The organism is Syntrophobotulus glycolicus DSM 8271 (assembly GCF_000190635.1).
GTDB classification, from domain to species: Bacteria; Bacillota; Desulfitobacteriia; order Desulfitobacteriales; family Syntrophobotulaceae; genus Syntrophobotulus; species Syntrophobotulus glycolicus.
The window spans coordinates 292,242-315,904 of record NC_015172.1; the positions used below are offsets into that span (position 1 = coordinate 292,242).

A 23,663-nucleotide genomic window follows, 5' to 3' on the forward strand; every position below is an offset into this window, starting at 1 on the left:
TTGGTGAAACAGGGAAAGGAGTTTGCAAGATGACAAATAAAGCAGGTGTGCAAAAAGAAAATCAATCCCTAAGCCAGGGAGAATTAAAAGGTGATAACGATAACTATTTGTTCTTTTCCAGTATTGAATTAATGGAGTATTTCTTAAATAACGTGTCGGAAAAGGATCTAAAGACCCAGACCAAAAGGATCTTCGAAATGGCGAGGGTTTATATGGCGAAAAAGGATTTTGAGATTGAGGATGTATACTCAGTTTTTATTATGATGAAAGATATCAGCCAGGTTGAAACAGTTAATGAAGTATTCAAGCTGTATTTTAAAAAGGGTAAATATCCAACCAGGGTGGTCGTCCAATCTGCTGAAATGGAAGAAACGGCAGACATCGAAATAGAATTTTCGGCATACCGCGGAAAAAAGGAATACATCATTGATGAACAGATTGAGCAGCTTTCAGGGCCGGTATCGGCGGCTGTTAAGGCAGACAGTTTTGTATACTGTTCCGGTGTCGGACCTGAAAATTTCACAGAATCAGATAAGATGGACTTTAAAGATAGAGTCAAACAATGTATGGATAAACTGCAAAAGACATTGTCAGAAGCCGGTTCAGATTTCAAGAGGACTTATTCATTTATGATCTATCTGCAAGATGAAAATAAGATTAAAGATATTGAAGAGGTATTCGAACAATATATTGGAAAGGATGAAGAGAAGGCCAACCAACTGATGAAAGTCGAAAAAATGAGTAATGATTGCGACGTTCTAATATGCTGCTCTGCCTATCAATGAGGTCCTTAAAAAAAATGAACTAAAGACAGATGTTTAGATGTTTGAATGGATAAAAATCAGCCTATGAAAAGAAATCCCGAGTGCAATAAAGAATTGGTGGAATGAATTAAGATGAAAAAAAGAACAATAGTAATTTCAGCAATAATCATTGTGATCCTGAGTGCAGCAGCGATAAATTATATTTTTCAATCTTTAACATACAAAGAAAGTTTAAAAGGTCCCGCATTACATGAGAATGATTCAAACCAGGACGATAATGAACTTGCGGGAATGTCAAATTCCATCAATATTCTTTTTCTGGGGATAGATAAAACTGAAGAAAGAGAAAACTGGCTGGGAAGTTATCGAGCAGATACGATTGCTATTGCCAGAATCAATCTTGATACCCAAAAAATTAAAATTTTAAACATTCCGAGAGATACCTATTCTTTTATTCCGGTTGAGAATAAGAAAGATAAAATTAATCATGCTTATGCCTATGGGAGTATGCAGGGGGATGGAATCAAAGCCAGCATAGATGCTGTAAATAATTTGACCAATAACAAGATTGACTATTACTTTGCCATGGACATGGAACCTGTTCCTGGTATCGTGGATGAAATCGGCGGAATAAAATTGGATGTTGAAATTGATATGAAAGATCATGGGGTAAATCTTTCTAAAGGACTGCAGGTTTTGAACGGAGAACAAGCATTTGATTACATCCGTTGGAGATATTCTCCGGGAGGAGATATCGATCGAATCAAAAGACAGCAAAAATTTGTGAGTACATTTCTCAAGCAGCAGAGAGACTCTGGGAAAATAATTGAGACCGCGGAGCTTGTCTTAAAATATAAGGACAATATTCAGATGAATTTAACCTTTAAACAATTGATTGGTTTTGCTAAATTCCTTAAGGAAGTTCCGGAAGGAAGTGTAAGTTATCTGACTTTACCGGGAGAAGGAAAAATGATTGATGGAATTTCTTACTGGGTGTTGAATGAGGAAAAAACCAACGAATTATTCAATGAGTTTTTTAAATGAATTCTGTTTAAAAAAATATTTTTATCAATAAAAAAGGTGTCTGACTTTGTCAGATCACCTTTTTTCATTATTGTACCGGGTACATTCCATTGCTGTGCATATAATTAAAGAGTTCTTCACCGTGTTGCTGTTCTTCACTTTGAATGTGATTTAATACTTGTCGGATATTGGGATCTCTAAATTCAAAAATCGCAGTGTCATAGGTACCGGAAACATATTTTTCCACAGAAAGAGCGTCATGACATAAATATTCATTCTTTTTCTTATCCGCAGGCTGCTGATTATCAGAAGCGGATTTTTTCATTTCCCATTGATCGGGTTGTTGGAAGTTTGATTTATTTCCCGAGGATTGTTGAATATTAGGGACTTGTCCACTAAGAATTTGGGTAAGACTGTCAAAGTGGTGCTGTTCTGTTTGGGCATGATTCTGAAAGATTTGTTTAAGTTGTGGACATGTAGTCTGCGAAGCATAATTATTGTATTTTTGAATACAAATATCTTCCTGGCTTTTCAGTTCTTCCAGAAACATTTTTTCCTTTTGACTAAGCTGCTGCTCCATGATCATTACCTCCGAATTGATAAAATTAACCGTACATAGTTTTCTTCTTGTATGAGCGTTTTATTCATTAAATGTTTTTCATATGTTTCATCAATTTAAGCAAAAAATAGATAGTATATTTATTTTACTAATGAAAAAAAATATATTTAATCAGATTTTGCTGAAAGGAGTTTAGAAAATGTTTAAGCATGATAAACAGTTATTAATGGATGTAAAAGTTGATCGGGTGAATCCCAGCTATGCTGTTATGCTTCAGGATCAGTTGGGTGGACCCCATGGGGAAATGAAAGCCGCAATGCAATATCTCTCTCAGAGCTTTAGAATTAAAGACCCTGCAGTCAAAGACTTATTTTTGGATATTGCAGCTGAGGAAATGAGCCATATGGAAATGGTTGCTACTGCAGTGAACTTGCTTAACGGACACAAAGTGGATGCGATCAATGCGAATATCGGAAATATTGAAGCTCACCTGACCAGTGGCCTTGCGCCAATGATGACAAATTCATCAGGGTACCCTTGGACTGCGGCATATATTGAGACTACGGGAGATTTGGCCGCGGATTTATTATCCAATATTTCAGCAGAGCAAAGAGCGAAGGTTGTCTACGAATACCTCTATAGACAGATCAATGACAATGGTGTCCGTGAAATGATTGATTTTCTTCTGAACAGGGAGGAGGCCCATAATACCCTGTTTCGCCAGGCGTTTAATGAATTGGCTGAAACCGGGTCGCTTCAAGATTGGGGAGTTACTGAAGATTCGAAAATTTATTTTGATCTGTCTACACCGGGAAAATACTTTGATCGCTTAAACAATCCCCAGGCCCCAAAGTTTTCAGCACCAGATAAACAAAACGCTCATTAAACAAAGAAAAACGAAGGAGGGACCGTTGCAAAGGAATATCGGCTATTTGCGGCAGTCCCTGTTCTTTTAATAGAGATAGATCTTTTTAGGAATACTTTGACTGGTTAATATTGTTATCATTTTTGAGGGCTGAATAAAATATGATATGAGGACGCTAACTCTCCGATCAGCTGAAAACGAATCTGAATCAGATTCAATCGTCAGGAGGATTAAAAATGGATGATGACAAAAGCCCTCAGAAAGATCTTACAGTAAGTAAGGAGATCAATGATAATCTCACAGAAATAACGGGATTGGAAACAATCAACTTCACGCTGTTGGCTTGCTTCCGCACATTAACTGACTGCCGCCAGCCATATTATTTGAGGGTAATTTTTTGGAGCATTGTATTGCTGACCATTAGCCCGTTTGATTTGTGTCCGGATTTCATGGCATATATTGGATACATTGATGATAGTATTATAATTTTGCTTGGCAGTATATTGTTAAAGGTATCCTTAGAAAAAGAAATCATAGAGGAATACTACCAAAAGTCTGCAGCAGCAAATTCACACAGATTTGGGGATAAGGCAGGCTGTCTGTTAATCATCATGCTTTGGATTCTGATTACATATCTGACTTCAGAATTATTTATTATTTTGTATTAAGCAGTCTCTCCGCAAAAAAGGCAATATGCTTATCTGTATGGTTGTCGATATCTTCATGTCCATAATCAGGATAAGCAATAATTGTTTTTTCACCTGCAAGGTGACGGTAAAGTGCATAGATGGTGGACGGGGGACAGGCTGTATCCTTTAGTCCTACGGAAATCAAGACAGGACAATGAAGCCATGGGGCAAAATTGATTAAATCAAAATAACTAAGGGTTTGGAATATTTCCTTTTCTTTTTCATGAAGAGGGTCATGCATTCGAAAATACCAGCTTAATTCTGCCCATGGTCCGTCTCCATGGTCCAGATAAGCACGTTTCATATCCGCCAAAAAAGGGATGCCGGCATTAATTGCGGCGATCTTCCCTGTTATTTGCGGATTCCTTTGACTGCTTTTTTCCAGTAAGGCCGCGGCGGCAATAGCAATTCCCCCACCCTGACTATTGCCGAACAATCCTATTTTGGCCTCATTGATTTCCGGCCTTCGGGCCAGAGATTCAATGATTTGGACGCTATCCAGGTAAACCTGACGGTAATAGTATTCCATTGGAGAGTCAAGACCAAGTGTAAGCCAACCGGAGAAAGCGCCGGCAGAGTATGATCGGCCGTCCGGAGTATCTCCGCATTGGCCTCGGATATCCATGGCAAGGACGGCATAGCCTTGGAGGGCCCAAAGTAACAACTCGCTGATTTTGCCTTTATTTGAGGAATATCCGTGAAAACGCACAAGACCGGGCACCCGGTTTTCGGGAGAAGCCGTGGAAGGGAGGAGGTACCAGCCCTTGAGCAAGGTTCCATCTGCCGCTTCAATCTGAGCTTGATAAATAATGACTTGTTTCAAAGGAAAGGGGTATTTTTCTAAAACCAGATCATAAGAAACCTCAAATCTGTCCAGTTTCTCTGATTCAACATTAACCCGCCAACTTTGGCTTCCAATAGCGGGAAAGACTTCCTCCATCGCCTGATACCAGAAGGACTCAAAGTCAGGTTGTCTGGTAAGGTCTGGTTTATATTGCCGAAAGCCAGCTGTTTTTTCTTCTGTAATATCCATATGATCTACCCCTTTGGTTAATATAACAGTTGATGATTCGAGTGAATCACGATGTAAAAGCGGAAAGAATTAAAAAGAAGATCTGGTTTATTGAAAACGTCATAATATATTATACTATGTTTCAAATATTTGCAAATTCAAATTATTTTAAGAATATGAAAGATTTGCTATTTATTTTGAAGAATATGAAGGATTTAGCAATAAATTTAGAGAATAACACATCTTAACAAATCATAATCTATATTAATGGAGTGATTTTATTATGCAGATTACTAAAGCCGTAATCCCTGCCGCCGGTTTGGGAACAAGATTTTTACCGATAACCAAGGCATTGCCGAAAGAAATGCTTCCTATCTGTGATAAGCCTACAATTCAATATATTATTGAAGAGGCGGTTAACTCAGGGATAACTGATATTTTAATCATTACAGGGAGAGGAAAGTGGCCGATTGTCGACTATTATGATCGGTCTCCGGAATTAGAGGCCCATCTTAAAATGAAAGGCAAGGAAGAACAATTAGAAAAATTAATTGACTTGTCTAAAATGGCTAATATTTATTATACGAGGCAGACAGAGCCTCTTGGTCTGGGACATGCTGTTCATTGCGCCAAATCTTTTGTTGGAGAAGAGTCCTTCGCTGTTTTGTTGGGCGATGATATTATTAAGTCAAGGATGCCGGCAATAAAACAATTGATCGATGTCGCGGAAAAAAACCATTCCAGCGTTATTGGGATAAGGGAAGTTCCGGAGCATGATGTGAATAAATACGGGATTGTGGCCTCCGCAGGGAAAAAAGGGAACGTACATCAAGTCAGAAACCTGGTGGAAAAGCCATCATTGGAAAATGCCCCTTCAAGATTAGCCATTATGGGAAGGTATGTTCTCACTTCCTCCATATTTGGATACCTGGAGAAGATTCCTCAAGGATCGGGAGGAGAATATCAGCTGACTGACGCTCTCAATTTATTAAGTAAAGAAGACAAAGTCTATGCCTGTGAATTTGAAGGGACACGCTTTGATGCGGGGGATAAGCTTGGTTTTCTTAAAGCTACTGTCGAATATTCCCTGGAATCGCCCGACATTGGAGTTGAATTCGCAAAATATTTGGACGGTCTTTATGAAAGAAAAAAAGTAATTGCAGGCAGACCAAAAAGGCAAGTCACAGAAGGATAAACTTTGTAATAGATCTTGGTGATAGTCTTGTTAAGATTTTGAATAGGGGAAGTTCTTTGGTATTTAAATGGAAAAATTATTATAATTTGGAATATTTTAATAAGGAATCTTATTAATTATACGGAATAGTATCTTATGTAATCTTAAATCTAAAAAAAGGGGGGATTTTTATGCAATGGTATTTGGCGGTGTTGAAAAGGTACGCCAAATTCAGCGGCAGGGCCAGAAGAAAAGAATACTGGATGTTTGCTCTTTTCAACTTTATTTTTTCTTTTGTCGCCATCATTCTGGATCACGTATTGGGGTTGACGGCGATTGACACGGGATATGGTATGGAGTATGGTTATCTTTTTTTGTTATACGGACTATTTATACTTATTCCTTCGTTTTCAGTGTCCTTTAGAAGACTGCATGATCAGAACAAGTCCGGAGCTTGGATCTTGATCAATTTGATTCCTTTTGTCGGGACAATTTGGTATCTGGTGCTGATGCTCCTGAGCGGAACGGCCGGATCAAACAAATACGGGGAAGACCAGAAAGCGTTGGAGAGTGGGCGAAATAATGTACAGAACGATCTGGGCGCTTAAAAGACCTGTCTTCACTGGGGTCAAAGAGTAGAATGCAGCAAACAGCCGGGGCAAGTCCCGGCTGTTTGCTGCATTCTATATCATCATCTCAATCTGTAGGACTTACCCGATCTCCTTCCTTTAAACCATCGGGAGGTGTGGTGATGTACCGGTCTCCAACAGAGAGACCTTCCAATATTTCAATATACAGGTCTGTTTCCAGTCCTGTTTTGATATACTTTTTTACTGCCTTCCCGTCAGCAGCGATGAAGACAAACTTCCTATCGTCTTCTGCTTGAACAGCCCGGCTGTCGGCCGCCGGGATATCAGTTTTTTCCTTGATAGAAATATTCACGTCCACATCATAGTCGGCTTTGATATCTTTTTTTGAGTCATCCAGAGAAATCTGAACCTCATATTTCGGTTCCGTACTGGAGCCGGCAGTTGTATTAGAGACATCGCTGATGGATGTAATTCTTCCTGTGAGGGTTTCCCCCAGTCCTTTAACCTTTACAGAGGCTTTTTGCCCCGGGTTCAAAAGAACGGCGTCATATTGGCTGACATCGGCCTTGACGATAAGCCTGCTCAGGTCCAAAACCTGGACCTGACCCTGGGAACGTGAAGGGTACTGGTTTTCGCGTGCGTCCAGCAAGGTCAGTGTTCCGCTGATCGGTGATTTTATCGTACTCTCGGCAATCTTCCTGTTCAGATTCTGAATATCAAGGTTCAGCCGTTCCATCTGTTTTTGGACATCGGAGCCGCTGGAATTGAGGTTCAAGTTGTTGTATTGAATTTCTGCCAGTTTTACTTGGCTTTCAGCTAATTTTAACGCGTTATCCGCCTGATCAAGGTCATCCTTGGAAGCAGCTCCCGTATCGTAAAGCGCTTTGATGTTCTGGTAAGCTTTACCGGCCAGGGCATAGGAATTTTTGGCAGTATCAAGGTTTATGGAAGCCTGAGCCTTGGCGTTTCCTGTGCTTGTTTTAAGGGTGTCAAGGCTGAGAACCGCTTTATTCAGCTGGTATTCGAGGTCTTCCGTATCAAGAGTAACAAGGATATCCCCTGCTTTGACATCATCCCCAATGTTCTTATACCGTTTGATAACCTTTTGGGAAGAACTCAAGACAGTTTCATAAATTTCTTCAGACTCTATCTTGCCTGTTACAGATATTGAATCCGCCAGATTTCTTTTTTCCAGAGCTGCGACCGCAACCTCAACAGCTTTGGGTTTGAAAATTTGTATCATTCCAATGATAGCGGCCAACCCCCAAATTAATGCAATGGAGATCCGCACGATCGGGATTCCCGCGATGGAGATTCCCGTAATGGAGATCCGCCCAGCCTCTTTTGTTTTTGTTTCCATCCTGCCCGCCCCCTTTATCCATGATTGAATGCCGAAGCTAAACATCTATTCCCTGTTTTTTAAGATCTCAACGAGTGTGACTTTTTGCAAATGTCTTCCCAACAGGAAATTCACAACCAGATAGGACAGCAGGATAATCCCAATTACGGCCAAATATAAATTCAAGGGGATATAGCTTTCAAATCCTGCCACTACATTGGAAATCATAAACGGCCATATTGCCGCAACAATAAACCTGCTCACCGGTATTCCGATTACGGCTGACAACAAAACTGTATAAAAGGCACTTCCGAGATAGATTCTCTTTACTTCTTTTTCGTCGTAGCCGAAGACCTTAAGCAGAGATATGCTGAAGGTTGACTTATTCATCATCATCCTTAATAAAAGATACAGCACGACAATAAAGATAATTACAGACCCTGCCAGCAGTGTGATCATCAAACTTGCCATCATCTCATTAAATTTAGAGGCCGACTCGGCCAGGTCATTCAAATGAATGACGGAAGCAATCCTTCCCTGTTCGATGTTCAGCTTCTTATCGGAAAGCACCGTATTATAGAAATCATCTTCCGTGTCAAATACTTTGCGCAGATGATCGATATTCGCAAAAATATACAAGCCGTTGGAATACGGTACAATACCCGCTACATGAAAGCGATAACTTTTATTTTCAATATGATCATTGAGGATAATATGATCGCCAACTTTATAACCAAATTTATAGGCGACAGAATTCGAGATATAGACATCGTCGTTATCTCCGCTGTCCTTGATTTGAAAATAAAAATAAGGATTATCTTCTTTGATCCCCAGAAGGTTGACTTCTAAATCAGAATCAATCAGATTAAAATAGGCATACAAAGATTGACTGTAGGCCTCTTCGCCGTTCTCAGGAACCTCATCCTCAGGATACTGTAAAATATACATATATTTGAATTTGGCGTCATCGGTAGTGTGCTGCACATAATGATCAATGCTGCCCTTGATTTGGACGGCAAAGACCATCAGCAGGATTGCCAGAAACAGCCCCAGAATAATAGTGATATTTCCTCTGATTTCCCTTAAAAGCTGACGGACGCGATAGCGATGGATAAAACCCAAATTGCCTAAATCAAGATTGGCAATCCGGCTCTGCTTTTTTTCCTGACGCAGTAATTTTAACGGTTCCAAAGACAGCTTTTTATTAATGACCAAGAAATTGACTAAAGCGGCGATGATGACAGGTAAGACAATTCCGTATCCGATGAGGTAGGGTTTCATCACAGCTTGAAGTTCCGGAAAGGAATAGATCCCAGACGATTGGTTCATGACCGGGATCATGAAATAGCCGGCTGCGGTTCCCGTTACAGAGGCCGCCGCCACAAGCAAAAGGGGAAGAATCATGAAATGTTTCAACAAGTCACTTTTCATGTAACCGTGGGAATACAGCGCTCCGATTACGGGGCTTTCCCGTTCAATATTATTCACAATAAATACCGAGATCACATAAGCGAGCAATAATAAAATGATCAGGCCGGCAAAGAGCGCGCTGAGTTTGTTAATTTCGCAATCCGTTTTTACGTCATTAATCCTGGGATTATCTTCACTTGAGATAAAATAAGAAAGATTAACATATTGGTCGTCAATATTGTCTTCCCAAAAATCAAGCAGTGTGGTGCGCATTTCCCGAACGCCATTGTCCAAAGCGGAGGCTCCGTCGCTGAGCTCCCTGCCGCCCGCCGATAAAGAGGCGCTTCCATTATAAAGGTCATTCAATTCGGGGTTCAGACTTCTCAGGCTCTCATTAAGCGATCCCAGTTCCGCAAGAGATTGCACGCCGTCTGTTAAGCTGGTCAACCCGTCGTTCAATTCATTCAGGCCATCCTTTAAAGCTCTGCTTCCATCCGCCAGCCGGTCAAATCCTTTTTCCAGCTCTTGTTTTTTGCTTTCCGCCTCTTCCGCGGCTTCCAGCATATAACGGTTGGTAATCATGGATTTGTCAAAATCCATATCGGCTAAATGATCCTTTAACTTTTTAGCGGTGACATTGCCAGTCAGTAAATAGCTATAGCAAAATTCCGTATTTTCATCATTTTTCAGCTCTTCAAAGGTCTCGGGAGAAACAAACCCTATATTGAATTGATCAGAATCAGCTGCCACATCATACGGATTTTTTTTCACTGAAGCATAATCCGGCGCGGAACCAATACCTGTGACAGTATATTGTTTATTTTTTATTTCAATGGTGTCTCCTACCTTTAAACCGCGGCTGTCGGCGTATCGTTTCTCGATCACGATCTCACCGGCTTTGTCGGCCAATACACCCTCATCCAATTCCAAGGTATTAATCTGTTCTCTGTTTTTAAAGAGACGGAAGGTGTTCCCGCCCAGATCGATATCCAGATAAAAGTTCTCTTCCAGTTTGACGCCCAACGCTTCTATCTCCGCTGCCTGCTCCCTTGAGAATGGCACAAGAACATGAAATTCTCCATCCTCCACATGATTTTTCTGGTGATTTGTATCCACAGTATGGAAAACAGAATCTGTAGCCGAGGCCATACTGATCACAATGCTGAGACTGAACGCAACCAGAAAAAAAAGTGCCCCGTATTGAAGCCAGTTTCCTTTTAATTCCCGTTTTATTCTTTGATTTAAAATCATGGCAGCCACCTGCGTTCCGACCTACCACTCCAAATCCCCGGCAGGAATGATGGTCTCATTACGGTAATCTTTCTCTATTTTTCCATCTTTAATTTCAATGACTTTATGGACCATATCCTTAATCGCGATATTATGGGATACGATCAAAACCGTTGTTCCGTAATCCTGATTTACCTTTTCCAAAAGCACCAATATTTCTTTTGACATCGTGTAATCAAGGGCCCCGGTCGGTTCATCACAGAGCAAAAGCCGGGGATTTTTAACCAGCGCCCGGGCAATCGCGCATCTTTGCTGCTGTCCGCCCGACAATTGAAACGGAAATTTGTTTTGATGTTCCGTAAGGCCCAGGGCATCCTGCAATTCATAGAGGTCCAGGGGGGAAGAGGTGAGGTATTCACATACCTGAATGTTTTCCTTTACGGTAAGATTGGGAACCAAATGATAAAACTGAAAGATAAACCCCAGGTAGTTTTTTCTGTAGAGAACCAGTTCTTTCTGCTCTAGTTTCGCAATATCCAAACCATCAACCACAATGGATCCTTTATCAACACGGTCCAAACCGCCTATGGCATTTAATAACGTTGATTTGCCGCTGCCGCTCGGGCCGAGAATAATGCACATTTTTCCCCTTTCCAGAGTGGTGGAAACTCCGCGCAAAACTTTTGTATGGCTTTCTCCGGTCCCATAGCTTTTTTCAATTTCCCTGACCTCTAGAAACATGTCTAAGCCCGCCTTGTTCCTGCTATTTTCAGTTCCATGGGTAGTCATTGTCCTGATCGTCAGAAAGAAAACCTTCAATAAAAAGGATTTCCTCTGAGTTAGAGATATCTAACAAAAAGTCAAAATTAACTTCTTAAAATATGATAGCCAAACGCCAGGCCATTGTCAATCAATGCCCAGTGGAAAATTCCTTTAATAGTAACGAAACAGAAGACAGCTCGTTAATCATAGAAAACCCCGGGCCAACAGTATGGTTATTGCGGAAGCCGATCAAACCTATGTTTTTCCGTCAGGAACCGTAATAGCTTATTGCGGCAGCAGGTTCTTGGCCACATCCGTCTTATAGGCGTTCATGGCGGGCAATAGCGAAGCTGTGATTCCCAGCAGGGCAACAACAGCTAGGATAAGAAGTTCTTGGGGCAGGAAACCTACGGGGGCATAAAGGGACATGACGCTTTGCAAGTATGCCGCCACTCCGTAAGCCAGCAGATGGCCGAAGATCAGGCCGGAGACAAGGGAGGTCAGGACAAGGAGGGCGCTTTCCAAAACGACAACCTGGAGGATATCCCGTCTTGCCGCGCCGATCGCCCGCAATATGGCGTTTTCCCTGGCCCTGTTCAGCACAGACCAGTAGAGCGAGATGACAATGGTGAGTAAGGACATGGCCAGGACAAGATAAGAAACGACGGTCAGAATATCTTCGCTCTGCCCCAGCATATCAAAAATATCTGCCATCACCGCCCCAGGAAAAGCAGCCTGGGCCTCCTGACCGCTGTTGATCTCCTGATACATCTGCATCAGTCCGGCATAGTCTTTTGGCGTCACCATTAGGGCGGTTACGTCACGGTTTTTGTTGCCGTGCATTTCCCATACCGACTCAATCGGGGTAAAAATACCGTCGTCATAAGGCCTGTTCATTTTCTCCAGGATACCGACAACCACATAATCTTCGTCATGCTCGGAGTGCTCTAGGGCTGCTGTCAGACCGTGGCTGGCTTTAAAGCTGTCTCCGATCTGCAGCCGGAGCTTTCCGGCTGCGACCGCCCCAACTACCACTTCGTGCTCCTCGGCAAAAAGACGTCCTTCTTGCAGGGCAAAAATGGGTTTTTCTTGTAAACTGGGGCGCAATTGAAAAATATCCCCGGTCGTTCCGACAATCCGGTGGCCACCGTAATTATCGCCGAAAGCAAAGGGAATAACTTTGGCCGTCCGCTCATCTTTGACCAGTCGTTCGTGGATGGCGTTGGATATATTGCCCACGGGGGCATCCTGTAAAAATATCGTATTGAAGATAAGCTGGGTGGGGCTCCCTTTTGCTCCGACAATCATGTCGAAAGGCAGGGCAGCATTCACCATGCCCTGCCGTACGGAGGCCGCGATCAGTATGACGGCTAAAGACAGGCCGATGGCCGCAGCCGCTACGATCACTGTCAAGGTGTATTGTAACGGCTTTTGCAGCAAGTCACGCCATGCTATCCTGAGTAGCATCTTCTTTCGCTCCTTCTTTCGTTTGTTCTAAATCTATGACTCTTTTCAAACTTTTCAGTACTTCTTGGTCATGGGTGGCCATGATCAAAGTGGCGGTATTTTCCCGGCAGACCTCCCGTAAAAGTTCCAGGACCATCATTCTGGTTTTCATATCCAGGTTTGCTGTCGGCTCATCCGCGATGACGACGGCTGGCCTGTTGGCCAGGGCCCTGGCGATGGAAACCCTTTGCTGCTCGCCGCCCGAGAGCTGTCCTGGCTTATGGTTGATGCGATGGGATAACCCGACTCTTTTTAAAAGAGCAAGACAGCGCTCTTCTCTTGCCTGGGCCGGAATCTTTTTGCCGAAGACGATGGAGGCCAGGACATTCTCTTTCGCCGTCAACGAAGGAATCAGGTTAAACGTCTGAAACACATAGCCGATGGTCTGAGCGCGGAAAAGGTCTCTTTGCGCTTCCGGGAGCAGGTTGATTTCCACCTCGTTGATCCGCACGCTGCCCCGGGAGGGAAGTGAAATTCCAGAAATAATATTGAGCAGTGTTGTTTTTCCCGTACCGCTGGCTCCGGCAAGCCCTATTTCCTCTCCCGCCTGGATATCCAAGCGGGAGAGTGATAGTGCCGTAATCTCCCCGCCTTCCGGGCTGGGGTATTTTTTTTCAATATCCCTGAGTTTTATCAAACAGATTCGCCTCTTTTATTTGGTATATCCGCTGCTTGGAACAGCTTATTGTTTATATCCTCGCTTCTTACTGGACAACCTTAATCTTGTCTGAATAAATTCTCGCCTGGCTTACAAACCCCGTATCAGGATCGGTGTGGCTTCCCAGTTCAAGCCTGCCGGAAACTGTTAGGATTGCATCGGTAGGAGTCCGACTCTCACCTTTCGGTAAAAAAACCAGGATAATATCTTCTGGCCAGCTTGCATCGGTTGAACAAAAAGGGCAGATGCTCATGGGCTGTCTGGTAAGGACAAAAAAGGCGAAAGACGGTTTGAGTGGCGGGGCCATATATCCCGTGATCGCCACTTTTTTGCCGTTCAGGCCCGTTAATTTATCGGAAAATTTTAAGCCCCGGGAACTGCCGCCCGCGTACATCTCGGAAAATTTTATCTCTACCGGCTGACCGCTGCTGTTCTTTGGCGGAACTTCATTCTTCTCGGTTGCCTTGTCTTTCATTTCAACCGCCTTTGCTTCGGAGGCCGCTTCCGCTCCGCTGTTTCCCGTGTCTATCGTCTGAGCTTCCGGACTGTTCTTTACATCGTTATTTTTCGCATCGACATTGCTTCCGTCCATACTGCTGCCGGCGGCCGCTCCTGCGCCAGTTTCTCCGGCGTCGAAAGAATCAGACCGTCTCTCTTTCTCTGTTTCCGAAACGGTCTGATCTTTTTCAGCACATCCGTACAGCAGCAAGACGATGCTGAGAAGCAGTATTGGCAGGATCAATGATCTTGGGGTCCGCTTCTGCGCCAGCCGCTCCGATGCCATCCATGGCATCCGCGGCACTTGACCATCCCTGGCCGGCGTCTTAACTGCCATTGGGATATCCTCCTTATTTTGCTTCAGCTTGGTTATCTGCTGAATTTGGTGGGATCCAGGCCCAAAGCGTTGATAATTCCGAAAAATACCTCTGTATTATCCATAATTGCCTTGTCAAAGTATTCGGACCCCGTGCCATAGGCCGTCAAAGGGATATCGTCAGCCGAATGTACTTCCTGGGTGTCCGTGACCGGCAGGTTCCCCGCTATTAAATAACCGCCGGGTGCGCTGCCTTCCGTGTTGGCCGCCGCTTTGCCATCCACGGTGATAGCGGGAGAGATAGGTACGGAGGAATACTTGAAATCTTCTATATAATCGGGATGGTTGCCCCAGCCGATAGCAAGCGAGATATCGGTGGATACGACCTGATCGAATTTGCCGTCACCGTTTTCATCTTTACCGGTGTCAGGAAAGCCGTCGCCATCGTTATCTTTATAAGTAGGCCAGGCTGCTTTTTCATAGACCCGGACGGCATCTCTGCCGCTTTTGCTGTAATCAACCGTGCCATATACAGATACGGAGTGGGAATGGTCTGCCACCACAATCACCAGAGTATCGCCATTTTTGTCGGCAAAATCTTTGGCCACGCCCACGGCTTTATCCATTTCGATGGTATCCCATACGGCCCGTTCCCAGTCCATCACATGCTCCTGCTTGTCGATGGAGGCGCCTTCCACCATCAGGAAAAATCCGTTCTTATTTTTGCTCAAAATATCCAGGGATTTTTGCGTCATATCCCAGAGCATGGGCTGATCGGGATAATTTTTCAGGACATTGGGATTTTTCTCAATGGCCTTATCGATATAGACGTTCATCGTGGTATTGTGGAACAGGCCCAGTAATTGATTGGTTTTAGAGGCATCGACATTATTCAGTTCCTGAGCGTTTCCTGCAAATTGGTAGCCTTGACTTTCAAAATCGCCGATTAAGTCTCTTTCATCCGCCCGTTTGGAGCCTGCTACCGATTTGGGCCAGAACCACTGGGCTCCACCGCCCAAAATAACGTCGGGACGTTGGGCAGGATAAAACATCTGGTTGGCTATTTCCTGCATATTGGAACGCTGGGGAACGTGGACAAACATGGCGGAGGGGGTGGCGTCGGTAATTTCCGCGGTGGAGACGATTCCTGTGGCTTTCCCCGCCTTTTTGGCCAGTTCGATAATGTTTTCCACCTTGGGGGGAACCTGGTTCTTATCATTGGGGTCAAAAGTGTAAACGCCCATGGCGTTATTGGAAGTCTTATGCCCTGTAGCATAAGCATGCGCGCTGTTGGCTGAGTCGGTCACCACAGAATTGAGACCGGAGGTTGTCACAAGCGTCACTTCATCCATATTGTCCATTTCCAGCAAGCCGTTGTATTTGCCTTCAGTGAGATTCTTAGACACCATTCTGGCGGCGGTTCTCATGGGAAGAGCCAGGCCATCGCCAATGACTAAAATAACATTTTTTGCTTTCCCGGCTTCAGCTTTTACAACATTGTACTGAACTTCTTTGGAAAGCGTCCAGCCTTCACCCCGGGCACTGACCGACACTGTGTAATTGCCGGCCGGTGCTTTGAAGGTAACATCCTTCCACATCTTATACGGGCCATCCTTGGTGGTGGCTCCCGTGCTTGCCGTCTGATTAAAGAAGGTTTCCGCGTTTGTGCCTTGTACCCGTACATCAAATTCGGTGGGAGCACTGGGAATATGATTGAGTTCCACCTTTAAGTCGAAAATGCTGCCGGCCAAAATACTGGCCTTATCGACGGGAAAGATAACCGCCTGGGGAGCGGCCTGAGCCGGTTCCGCGGCAACGGCCTGTCCGCCGGCAGACAAGTTGCCGATCAGCAAGGCCGAAACCAGGATAAGGAAAAACGTTTTTGAGAGCTTTCTCATAGAAATATCACACCTCCAAAACAATACTTGGATATCCAGAGAAAGTATAACAAAGGAATATATTAGAAAAATTAACCATATGTAAATTTTTCATTAAGTTTATATTATGGTAGAAATTAAATTTGCCCTGGGCGTTGAATACAGAAGCTACCGGATGGCATACAGCTTACGTTCGGAGTCTATAAGATTCGCGGCACAGGGCAACACCTGATCCATAGATTCATTAAATACAGTAGAACCGAAATAGAAGCAGTACTGATTATGGGGGAAGGCCATCTATGCAAAAACTCTTGACAAACTGATTTTTAAAGGACTAAAATAAAAATAGAACGATTGTCGGTCTGCATAGGAGGGATTGAATGAAGACAGGCAGCAAAAAGCACGAAATCAGGAAGCAAGAGCTTATAGAAATTGCGACTGAACTTTTCGTTGAGAAGGGTTATGAAGCCGTATCAGTGAGGGATATTTTAAATATCGTGAACGGTGCACAGGGCATGTTCTACCATTACTTCAAATCCAAGCAGGACATTTATATTGCCGCGATGAGTCAATATATTGACAGGATGATTGAAGAACGGGTAAGTATTTTAAATGATGAAGGAGTGCCCTTCCCTGAAAAACGAGATCATCTCCGGGAATTGCTGGCAAGCAGTTTTGCTGATTATTTGAAAATATTTGGAACAGGAGAAGACGACAGTGTGGAAAGCGATGCCCACCGGATACGGATTTTTGTCGAAATGCTCGACAAGCTTCATATGCCCTACGCAAATTTTATCTTGCAGGGATTGCGTGTGGGGCAAATCCCGAAGGATACAGGTATCAACGAGTCTAATGCTAATATTTATGCTCTTTTTGTGTTGTATGGTATATTCGGAGTACTGCACAATGATACGCTAAATCGCAAAGAACCTCGTGGCTTTGGATTCAAAGACATATTTCCGGTCATTGAAAACATCTTTTTCCCTCACTCTGGGCCATGATAGTTTTTTTTGACTCATTAGTTAGGAATCTCTAACTAATGGTCGTGGAACGAAGGTTGATTGTATTGAAAAAACAGGCAACCACTTGGATTATCGATCATTCCGGCGAGGGTGGCGATAAAAGCGCACTATAGTATGGCGTCTTTTTCGACCCATAAGTTAGTTTTTTCTAACTAATCGAAGATGGAAAGAGGGTTGATTGTATTGAAGAAACAAGCAAGGAAAAGACGGGGAATCGCTCGGATTATTGAGCTTTCCGGCGAGGGTGATAACAAGATCGTACTATGCGGGATCTTGACCTCTATCGGCGGACTGCTACAGCTATTCCCCTTTTTGTCCGTCTATTTGGTTTTAGCGGAGCTACTCGGGCACATAACAGATTTTTCGCAACTGAATAGGGGTTATATGATCGGGTGGGCCATCTCAGGAGTTGCGGGACTTGTGATTGGATATGTGTTCATGTACGCGGGAGGCATGGCCGGCCATATTGCCGCCTACCGTATCATCTGCGGTACAAGGCTTAAATTGGCAGAACACATCGGCAGGCTTCCGATGGGCTATTTCAATACCAACACCATTGGAAAAACAAAACAGATCTTGGAAACGGAATTGGATCATATTGAACGGTTTGTCGCTCATCAGATACCGGACCTGATTAACACGGTGGCTACGCTTTTGGTGATGTTTATCATCATGTTCATAATGAATGTATGGCTGGCCCTGATGGGCCTGTTGCCTATTATCCTAGGCTTTGCCTGTGAAGCATCGATGCTGGTTGGAAAAAAGGCGAAACCGGCAATTAAGGAGCGTGTTGATGCCGCAGAGGAAATCAACGCGTCCTCTATTGAATATGTGCGCGGCATGCCCTCCATTAAGATATTTGGTCAAACCGTACGCTCCTTCCAAAATTTCTATAATGTGATTTTAAAATTCAGGGATGCCGCCGTTCATATGGCAATGATGATCCGCCCTGGATATGTTCAGTTTCAGACCCTCATTATGTCGATCGGAACATTCATTATCCCTGTCGGATTGTTCCTGCTGACGAAGAATCCGGACAACATTTCTTATGCCGTTACTTTGACATTTTTTCTGGTTTTTGCCCCCGGCGTCACTTCGCCGGTATTCAAGTTATTGAACTTTGTGGAAGAAATGACCATTCTTTCCGAGAACGTCAATCGTATTGATTCAATTTTAGCTTACGAGCCGTTGAAAGAACAGGAGCGTGGGAGTAAGCCTTCTGCTTATGACATTGTCTTTGGGGATGTCAGCTTCTCCTATTCGGGACCTACGGAGGATGGAGAATCCGTAGAAAACACGCTTTCCCATATCAGTTTCACTGCGCCGGCAAATCAGATTACCGCCTTGGTCGGGCCTTCCGGTTCCGGAAAATCCACCATCGCGCAACTCATTCCCCGTTTTTGGGATGTGCAGGTCGGAAAAATCACTATCGGCGGCGTCAATATCCGGGACATGGAAATGGACGACTTGATGAACACGCTCTCCTTTGTGTTTCAGGACAGTTTCCTTTTTTCCGATACGCTTTACCATAATATCGCCATGGGAAAACCGGGTGCAGCAAAGGATGAAGTCTACGCGGCGGCAAAGGCGGCTCAGTGTGATGAATTTATCCGGGCCTTGCCGAATGGTTATGATACGCTAGTGGGCGCCGGCGGGGTTTACCTTTCTGGTGGTGAACAGCAGCGCGTTTCCGTGGCGCGCGCAATCCTCAAAAATGCTCCCATTTTAATACTTGACGAAGCCACAGCTTATGCCGATCCCGAAAATGAGTATGAAATGCAACTTGCGCTGCGTGAGTTGATTGCGGGAAAAACCGTACTTGTGATTGCTCACCGACTTGCAACTATTCAGAATGCAGACCAAATTCTTATGATAGCAGACGGACAGGTTCGGGAAAGAGGTAAGCATCAGGAATTATTATCACAAGGCGGCCTGTACAAAAGAATGTGGGATACCTATACAGGAAGCGGAACATGGAGGATTTCCCGTACGAGCAAGGAGGCGTTGGCGTAATGATGAAGGCGCTGCATAATATTTCAGTTGGTGAAACCAAAAAGCTTATCAAGCCGGTCATTTGGATGAGTATCGTCAACTTTGTGAATATGATACCGTTTATCCTGATCGCCGTTATCGTCCATCTTATTTTTGACTATTACAGCGGCGCACCTGTGGAATTGTCCATGCTGTGGAAATTATGGGGCGGCATGGTCCTGTGCTTTGCTCTCATGTATGTTTGCCAGAATAAAGCGATGGTCATAACCTTCCTGGACGGATACAGCGCCGCAGCCGATGGCCGTATTCGGCTGGCTGAACACATTCGTAAACTACCGATGGGCTACCTTACAAGTAAAGATTCTGGCGAGCTTGGCAATATGATGATGGTGGATTTTGACCAGACCGAACGTGCTATGACCCATATTCTGCCGCAGCTTATCAGCAGTATTGTGGTATCCGTTATATCGATCTTTTTATTGTTTTTTTTGGATTGGCGTCTATCTCTGGCGACATTTGCCGGATTGCCGATTGCAGTTTTAGTTTTGTGGGGTGTTTCCGGGCTGGAGCGGAAAATAAATGTACGGCTTTCGTACGCCAGGATAAAGCAGTCGAATCGCTTACAGGAATATCTGACCGGTATGAAGGAGATCAAAGCGTACAATTTGCAGGGTGCAAATTTCAGTGCGTTCAGGGAAGCCTGCGAGGACTATCGGGACGCCTGTATACGGGCCGAGGGAGTGATCGGCCCGATCAATCTGGTTTCATCGGTGTTTTTGAAAGCGGGACTTTCCTTAATTACAATTACCGGAGTCTTTCTTCTGCTTGGTGGCAGCCTGGAGATAAGTGTGCTTGCCCTCTTTTTGATCGTCGGCACACGCATTTTTGATCCGCTCACGACGGTCATTATGCGACTGTCGGAATTAAAATCTTGTCACGTCTCTGGAAAGCGTGTTACTGCTTTATTCGAACAGCCCGTTATGGGAGGAACAGACAATTTGCCTGAATCCCATGATATCCGTTTCGAGCATGTTATCTTCGGCTATGGAAACGACAAGATACTGGATGACGTAAGCATTGTAATGAAGGAAGGTGAAATGACCGCTATTGTCGGTCCGTCCGGCAGCGGAAAAACTACTGTTTTACGTCTGGCGGCCCGGTTCTACGACCCGCAGAGCGGAAAGGTGCTGTTCGGAGGGAAAAACGAGGCGGAGATCGATCCAGAAAAGCTGATGTCAAAAATATCGATGGTATTTCAGGATGTTTATTTGTTCAAAGATACCATTTTAAACAATATCCGCTATGGCAGGGAAAACGCTACGCGAGAGGAAATCGAAGCCGCCGCCAAGGCTGCCCGTTGCTACGATTTTGTGGTAAAACTCCCGCAGGGATTCGAGACGATGGTTGGTGAAGGCGGTTCCACGCTTTCCGGCGGAGAAAAACAGCGCCTTTCCATTGCACGGGCCATATTGAAGGATGCGCCGGTTATCCTACTGGATGAGGCGACTTCTTCCCTCGACCCGGAAAACGAAATTGAAATCCAGAAAGCAATTAATCATTTGGTACAAGGGCGTACGGTCATTATGATTGCGCACCGTCTGAAAACAATAGCCGGCGCGGATAAAATCGTTGTTCTGGACAGGGGGCAAGTTGTGGAGGAAGGAAAGCACTCTGATCTGCTCCATAAAGGCGGGCTATATGCCAATCTGTGGCAATTGCAAACACAAATGAGCGGTTGGAAGATTGGAAGAATGCAATAAATTATCAATATTTTAGGAGGAGGTACACAAGAATGTTATCTAAGTTTAAGCACATCGTTGCTCTATTACTCGCACTAATCCTGACGTTCGGCACATTGCTGTCAGCGATAGCGGGTGAAATATCAACATCCGAGCCGACATAATTTGTTAAGAATAATTTTATGTTGACGATAAAGTTATGGGAAATTTTAGATAAATGAGATGAATAGGAATCGCAATGAAAGATGTTGGGAGGTGAGATGTCTATTGAGTACTTTTTATCCAAGATTCTTTCTTCAAACTTGTTGCAAGAGATTTAATAATTAAGGGAGGTGAAAAATCGTATATATGAGAACAAACAAACTTTTAATCATTTTGAGTATCTGCATAATCCTGATGCAAGGGTTTTACTGTCGCTCAACAGTTGCAGATACTAGTAGCTCCAGCGTGAACGACATAAGAATCTCAGGAAACGATAGATATCAAACAGCGGTTGAAATCTCAGAAAACGGCTGGACTACATCGGATTATGTTGTCTTAGCCAGGGGAGATGACTTTGCCGATGCTCTTTGTGCAGGACCATTAGCACAAAAATATAATGGTCCCATCCTATTGACTCAGTCGAATGCCTTAAATCCAAACACATTCGCTGAGCTGCAGCGATTACGGGCAAAACACATTATCATCGTTGGGGGCACAGGAGCCGTTTCTCCGGAGGTTGAAAATGAGTTGAAAACTGCCGGGTTTAATAATATCCAGCGTATTTTTGGTAGCGACAGGTTTCAAACGTCTGTTATGATTGCCCGGGAGTTGAATGCCGGCACTAAAGTAGCACTGGCCACCGGCAACGATTATCCCGACGCACTGTCTATCTCCGGTATTGCATCCAAATTGGGAATGCCCATACTTTTAACAGGTGCTAACAGCTTAGATAACAACGTATTGGATTATCTCTGGCAACACAGGGGGATTACCCAAACCTATATCATTGGTGGAATTGGGGCTATCAGCAGTGCTATAGAACAAATCGTGCCAGGCCCGGTAAGACTGAGCGGCCAAAACCGGTTTGAAACAAATATTGCGGTCATTAGGAACTTTGAAAGCATAATCAGCTTTAACAAGATCTATGTAGCCACAGGAAATGATTTTGCAGACGCACTCACAGGGGCGCTCTTATCAGCCGGGTCAGGTTCCCCGTTAATCCTAGTGAGCAAAACGTTGCCTATAAGTACTTCCGATTATCTGAAAACTAAAATGACAAATGCAAGTATAGTGGTCTTATTAGGAGGGGGAGCGGCTGTCAATGAAAGTGTTATAAAAGATATAGCATCCATAAGGAACAATATCGGTAAATTGCCTACCGGTAACAGCGGTAACAGTGGCGGCGGCGGACGCCGTGGTTCGACAATGTATCAAGTAACATTTAATACAACACCCGCATTTTCAGAAGCCCAAAATATGCCGGCAGCCCAAAGGGTTGCGGCAGGCGGTCAGGCAAAGAGCCCGAGCAGTGCCCCGACTCTTGCAGGATACCTGTTTGTGGATTGGTATACCGATGAGGAGCTGACAACTCTATTCAATTTCAACACGAAAATTACGGCGGCAACGACAATATATGCAAAATTTGTTCCCGACTTTACAGGCTGGTCAGGAACATGGAATGCCATGACAAGTTATTTCGATGACCCCGAATTGCAGGAAGTCTTTTCACAGGGTGCTGAAGTCTGCTCAATGTCGGTCGAACAGCTTAAGACAATGTATGGTGCGTTGATTGGTACGGATAGCGCGTCTTTGGTTATAGACGGCAATATAATCAAGTTTTGCTCTGAGAAAGACGGCGCTGGCTCGGCGGAGACAATCACATATACTTATGTTGATGAATACACGCTTGTTTCTGATGAAGAACTGGTGTGGTACGAGTTCGAGGGTAGTACGGACGGAGAATATAAATATCTCGCAATCACTTTTCCGGAGCTGCAACCTTTATAAGCTCAGACTCCACAACAGAGGAAATCAATAATACTTTAACCTCTGTTTTTGAAAAACTTGCAGCATATTTTTCCGTAATGATGCAATAGATTGATTCATTATTCAAAGTGCTGTGTGTGACCCGAACAATCAGCCATGTTTACAAACATTAAAAGGTGCTGTGAAATGGTTTGTGACAGTGGCGATGTGGAAGCTCCGGCTTCCACATCGCTATCATACCCTGCTCTATTGTATTCTGGTATTTTCCGATAGTGACGCCGAGTAAAGCACCAGTTTTTTACAGATGGCATATAGGCAATACCCTATGCGTTTGAGTCAATCTATTTCTTCTGAACTGCCAAAAAATATTTTTTGTTTCTGGCAAGTGTTATAGAAATGAAGGCAATAATATTCAGGAATTGTAGCGTCTTAATGAATTTTTCATGAAAGAATACGTTTTTATTGGTTCGCTGGATCAGGTTTCCGACTGCATAGAGATCGTAAGGAAATTTGGCAGGAATGGATAAACGCAGTTGCTGGTAATGAACATGGAGAGTAAGCTCCAGATTCTTTTTTTAAGAACGTATTTAGGATAAATAGATTGGCCTTTTGGTAAAAAAGTGGTCTGTTCAGTAGACCCGAAATAGAATCAGTATTGATTATGGGGTAA

At 43.9% G+C, this 23,663-nt stretch carries 19 protein-coding genes; 10 read left to right on the forward strand and 9 right to left on the reverse strand.

Features of this window, described 5'->3' with window-relative positions; genetic code table 11:
- The first annotated feature begins 29 nt into the window (after nucleotides 1–29).
- Both SGLY_RS01425 and SGLY_RS01430 read left to right on the forward strand, forming a co-directional pair.
- Nucleotides 30–785 carry a RidA family protein gene (locus SGLY_RS01425; protein ID WP_013623505.1) on the forward strand — a complete coding sequence of 252 codons (756 nt, stop codon included), beginning with the start codon at nucleotides 30–32 and terminating at the stop codon, nucleotides 783–785.
- Nucleotides 786–896: 111 nt separating this feature from the next.
- Nucleotides 897–1,808 carry an LCP family protein gene (locus SGLY_RS01430; RefSeq protein ID WP_013623506.1) on the forward strand — a complete coding sequence of 304 codons (912 nt, stop codon included), beginning with the start codon at nucleotides 897–899 and terminating at the stop codon, nucleotides 1,806–1,808.
- A gap of 67 nt (nucleotides 1,809–1,875) precedes the next feature.
- On the opposite strand, the gene SGLY_RS01435 is transcribed toward SGLY_RS01430, so the two are convergent.
- Nucleotides 1,876–2,367: a spore coat protein gene (locus SGLY_RS01435; RefSeq protein WP_013623507.1), complete on the reverse strand. Its 492-nt coding sequence runs from the start codon at nucleotides 2,365–2,367 to the stop codon at nucleotides 1,876–1,878.
- Nucleotides 2,368–2,545: 178 nt separating this feature from the next.
- Between SGLY_RS01435 and SGLY_RS01440 the strand changes: the two genes are divergently transcribed.
- The gene (locus tag SGLY_RS01440) at nucleotides 2,546–3,232 is read left to right on the forward strand and encodes a manganese catalase family protein (RefSeq protein WP_013623508.1); all 687 of its coding nucleotides are present in this window, start codon (nucleotides 2,546–2,548) and stop codon (nucleotides 3,230–3,232) included.
- A gap of 215 nt (nucleotides 3,233–3,447) precedes the next feature.
- On the forward strand, nucleotides 3,448–3,879 hold the full coding sequence (locus SGLY_RS01445) for a DUF1232 domain-containing protein (RefSeq protein ID WP_013623509.1): 432 nt from the start codon (nucleotides 3,448–3,450) through the stop codon (nucleotides 3,877–3,879).
- Here SGLY_RS01445 and SGLY_RS01450 read toward each other — a convergent pair.
- Nucleotides 3,866–4,933: an acetylxylan esterase gene (locus SGLY_RS01450; protein ID WP_013623510.1), complete on the reverse strand. Its 1,068-nt coding sequence runs from the start codon at nucleotides 4,931–4,933 to the stop codon at nucleotides 3,866–3,868. The genes SGLY_RS01445 and SGLY_RS01450 overlap by 14 nt on opposite strands.
- Nucleotides 4,934–5,195: 262 nt before the next feature.
- Between SGLY_RS01450 and galU the strand changes: the two genes are divergently transcribed.
- Both galU and SGLY_RS01465 read left to right on the forward strand, forming a co-directional pair.
- Nucleotides 5,196–6,107, forward strand: a complete 912-nt coding sequence (gene galU, locus SGLY_RS01460; protein ID WP_013623511.1) for a UTP--glucose-1-phosphate uridylyltransferase GalU — start codon at nucleotides 5,196–5,198, stop codon at nucleotides 6,105–6,107.
- Nucleotides 6,108–6,277: 170 nt separating this feature from the next.
- On the forward strand, nucleotides 6,278–6,694 hold the full coding sequence (locus SGLY_RS01465) for a DUF805 domain-containing protein (RefSeq protein WP_013623512.1): 417 nt from the start codon (nucleotides 6,278–6,280) through the stop codon (nucleotides 6,692–6,694).
- Between the two features lie 88 nt (nucleotides 6,695–6,782).
- Here the strand turns inward: SGLY_RS01465 and SGLY_RS01470 are convergent, their stop codons facing one another.
- From SGLY_RS01470 to SGLY_RS01500, 7 genes are all read right to left on the reverse strand, one after another.
- Nucleotides 6,783–8,036: an efflux RND transporter periplasmic adaptor subunit gene (locus tag SGLY_RS01470; RefSeq protein ID WP_013623513.1), complete on the reverse strand. Its 1,254-nt coding sequence runs from the start codon at nucleotides 8,034–8,036 to the stop codon at nucleotides 6,783–6,785.
- Between the two features lie 45 nt (nucleotides 8,037–8,081).
- On the reverse strand, nucleotides 8,082–10,676 hold the full coding sequence (locus SGLY_RS01475) for an ABC transporter permease (RefSeq protein ID WP_013623514.1): 2,595 nt from the start codon (nucleotides 10,674–10,676) through the stop codon (nucleotides 8,082–8,084).
- 21 nt (nucleotides 10,677–10,697) lie between these two features.
- A complete protein-coding gene (locus SGLY_RS01480; RefSeq protein WP_013623515.1) occupies nucleotides 10,698–11,396 on the reverse strand; it encodes an ABC transporter ATP-binding protein in 699 nt (232 codons plus the stop codon).
- 306 nt (nucleotides 11,397–11,702) lie between these two features.
- The gene (locus SGLY_RS01485) at nucleotides 11,703–12,884 is read right to left on the reverse strand and encodes an ABC transporter permease (RefSeq protein WP_013623516.1); all 1,182 of its coding nucleotides are present in this window, start codon (nucleotides 12,882–12,884) and stop codon (nucleotides 11,703–11,705) included.
- Nucleotides 12,859–13,560, reverse strand: a complete 702-nt coding sequence (locus SGLY_RS01490) for an ABC transporter ATP-binding protein (RefSeq protein WP_013623517.1) — start codon at nucleotides 13,558–13,560, stop codon at nucleotides 12,859–12,861. Before SGLY_RS01490 ends, SGLY_RS01485 begins: the two co-directional genes overlap by 26 nt.
- A gap of 67 nt (nucleotides 13,561–13,627) precedes the next feature.
- Nucleotides 13,628–14,416: a hypothetical protein gene (locus SGLY_RS17750; RefSeq protein WP_013623518.1), complete on the reverse strand. Its 789-nt coding sequence runs from the start codon at nucleotides 14,414–14,416 to the stop codon at nucleotides 13,628–13,630.
- Nucleotides 14,417–14,448: 32 nt separating this feature from the next.
- Entirely contained in the window at nucleotides 14,449–16,293 is a 1,845-nt protein-coding gene (locus SGLY_RS01500) for an alkaline phosphatase (RefSeq protein ID WP_013623519.1), read from the reverse strand.
- A gap of 359 nt (nucleotides 16,294–16,652) precedes the next feature.
- Here SGLY_RS01500 and SGLY_RS01505 point away from each other — a divergent pair, with 359 nt between their 5' ends.
- The 4 genes from SGLY_RS01505 to SGLY_RS16910 all read left to right on the forward strand — a co-directional run bounded on the left by SGLY_RS01505 (nucleotide 16,653) and on the right by SGLY_RS16910 (nucleotide 23,014).
- Nucleotides 16,653–17,273: a TetR/AcrR family transcriptional regulator gene (locus SGLY_RS01505; protein ID WP_013623520.1), complete on the forward strand. Its 621-nt coding sequence runs from the start codon at nucleotides 16,653–16,655 to the stop codon at nucleotides 17,271–17,273.
- Between the two features lie 204 nt (nucleotides 17,274–17,477).
- Entirely contained in the window at nucleotides 17,478–19,307 is a 1,830-nt protein-coding gene (locus SGLY_RS01510) for an ABC transporter ATP-binding protein (protein ID WP_013623522.1), read from the forward strand.
- 2 nt (nucleotides 19,308–19,309) lie between these two features.
- Nucleotides 19,310–21,046 (forward strand): ABC transporter ATP-binding protein, encoded by a 1,737-nt coding sequence (locus tag SGLY_RS01515; RefSeq protein WP_207635585.1) that lies wholly within the window; start codon nucleotides 19,310–19,312, stop codon nucleotides 21,044–21,046.
- Nucleotides 21,047–21,373: 327 nt separating this feature from the next.
- The gene (locus SGLY_RS16910; RefSeq protein ID WP_013623525.1) at nucleotides 21,374–23,014 is read left to right on the forward strand and encodes a cell wall-binding repeat-containing protein; all 1,641 of its coding nucleotides are present in this window, start codon (nucleotides 21,374–21,376) and stop codon (nucleotides 23,012–23,014) included.
- Nucleotides 23,015–23,663: the final 649 nt, after the last annotated feature.

Bases quoted from the DNA above. Each gene is read 5' to 3' on its own strand.
- SGLY_RS01515 (WP_207635585.1), top strand. From the start codon at position 19,310: ATGAAGGCGCTGCATAATATTTCAGTTGGTGAAACCAAAAAGCTTATC.
- SGLY_RS01485 (WP_013623516.1), bottom strand. From the start codon at position 12,884: ATGCTACTCAGGATAGCATGGCGTGACTTGCTGCAAAAGCCGTTACAA.
- SGLY_RS01505 (WP_013623520.1), top strand. From the start codon at position 16,653: ATGAAGACAGGCAGCAAAAAGCACGAAATCAGGAAGCAAGAGCTTATA.
- SGLY_RS01480 (WP_013623515.1), bottom strand. From the start codon at position 11,396: ATGTTTCTAGAGGTCAGGGAAATTGAAAAAAGCTATGGGACCGGAGAA.
- SGLY_RS01445 (WP_013623509.1), top strand. From the start codon at position 3,448: ATGGATGATGACAAAAGCCCTCAGAAAGATCTTACAGTAAGTAAGGAG.
- SGLY_RS01470 (WP_013623513.1), bottom strand. From the start codon at position 8,036: ATGGAAACAAAAACAAAAGAGGCTGGGCGGATCTCCATTACGGGAATC.
- SGLY_RS01500 (WP_013623519.1), bottom strand. From the start codon at position 16,293: ATGAGAAAGCTCTCAAAAACGTTTTTCCTTATCCTGGTTTCGGCCTTG.
- galU (WP_013623511.1), top strand. From the start codon at position 5,196: ATGCAGATTACTAAAGCCGTAATCCCTGCCGCCGGTTTGGGAACAAGA.
- SGLY_RS01450 (WP_013623510.1), bottom strand. From the start codon at position 4,933: ATGGATATTACAGAAGAAAAAACAGCTGGCTTTCGGCAATATAAACCA.
- SGLY_RS17750 (WP_013623518.1), bottom strand. From the start codon at position 14,416: ATGGCAGTTAAGACGCCGGCCAGGGATGGTCAAGTGCCGCGGATGCCA.
- SGLY_RS01465 (WP_013623512.1), top strand. From the start codon at position 6,278: ATGCAATGGTATTTGGCGGTGTTGAAAAGGTACGCCAAATTCAGCGGC.
- SGLY_RS01440 (WP_013623508.1), top strand. From the start codon at position 2,546: ATGTTTAAGCATGATAAACAGTTATTAATGGATGTAAAAGTTGATCGG.
- SGLY_RS01425 (WP_013623505.1), top strand. From the start codon at position 30: ATGACAAATAAAGCAGGTGTGCAAAAAGAAAATCAATCCCTAAGCCAG.
- SGLY_RS16910 (WP_013623525.1), top strand. From the start codon at position 21,374: ATGAGAACAAACAAACTTTTAATCATTTTGAGTATCTGCATAATCCTG.
- SGLY_RS01435 (WP_013623507.1), bottom strand. From the start codon at position 2,367: ATGGAGCAGCAGCTTAGTCAAAAGGAAAAAATGTTTCTGGAAGAACTG.
- SGLY_RS01430 (WP_013623506.1), top strand. From the start codon at position 897: ATGAAAAAAAGAACAATAGTAATTTCAGCAATAATCATTGTGATCCTG.
- SGLY_RS01475 (WP_013623514.1), bottom strand. From the start codon at position 10,676: ATGATTTTAAATCAAAGAATAAAACGGGAATTAAAAGGAAACTGGCTT.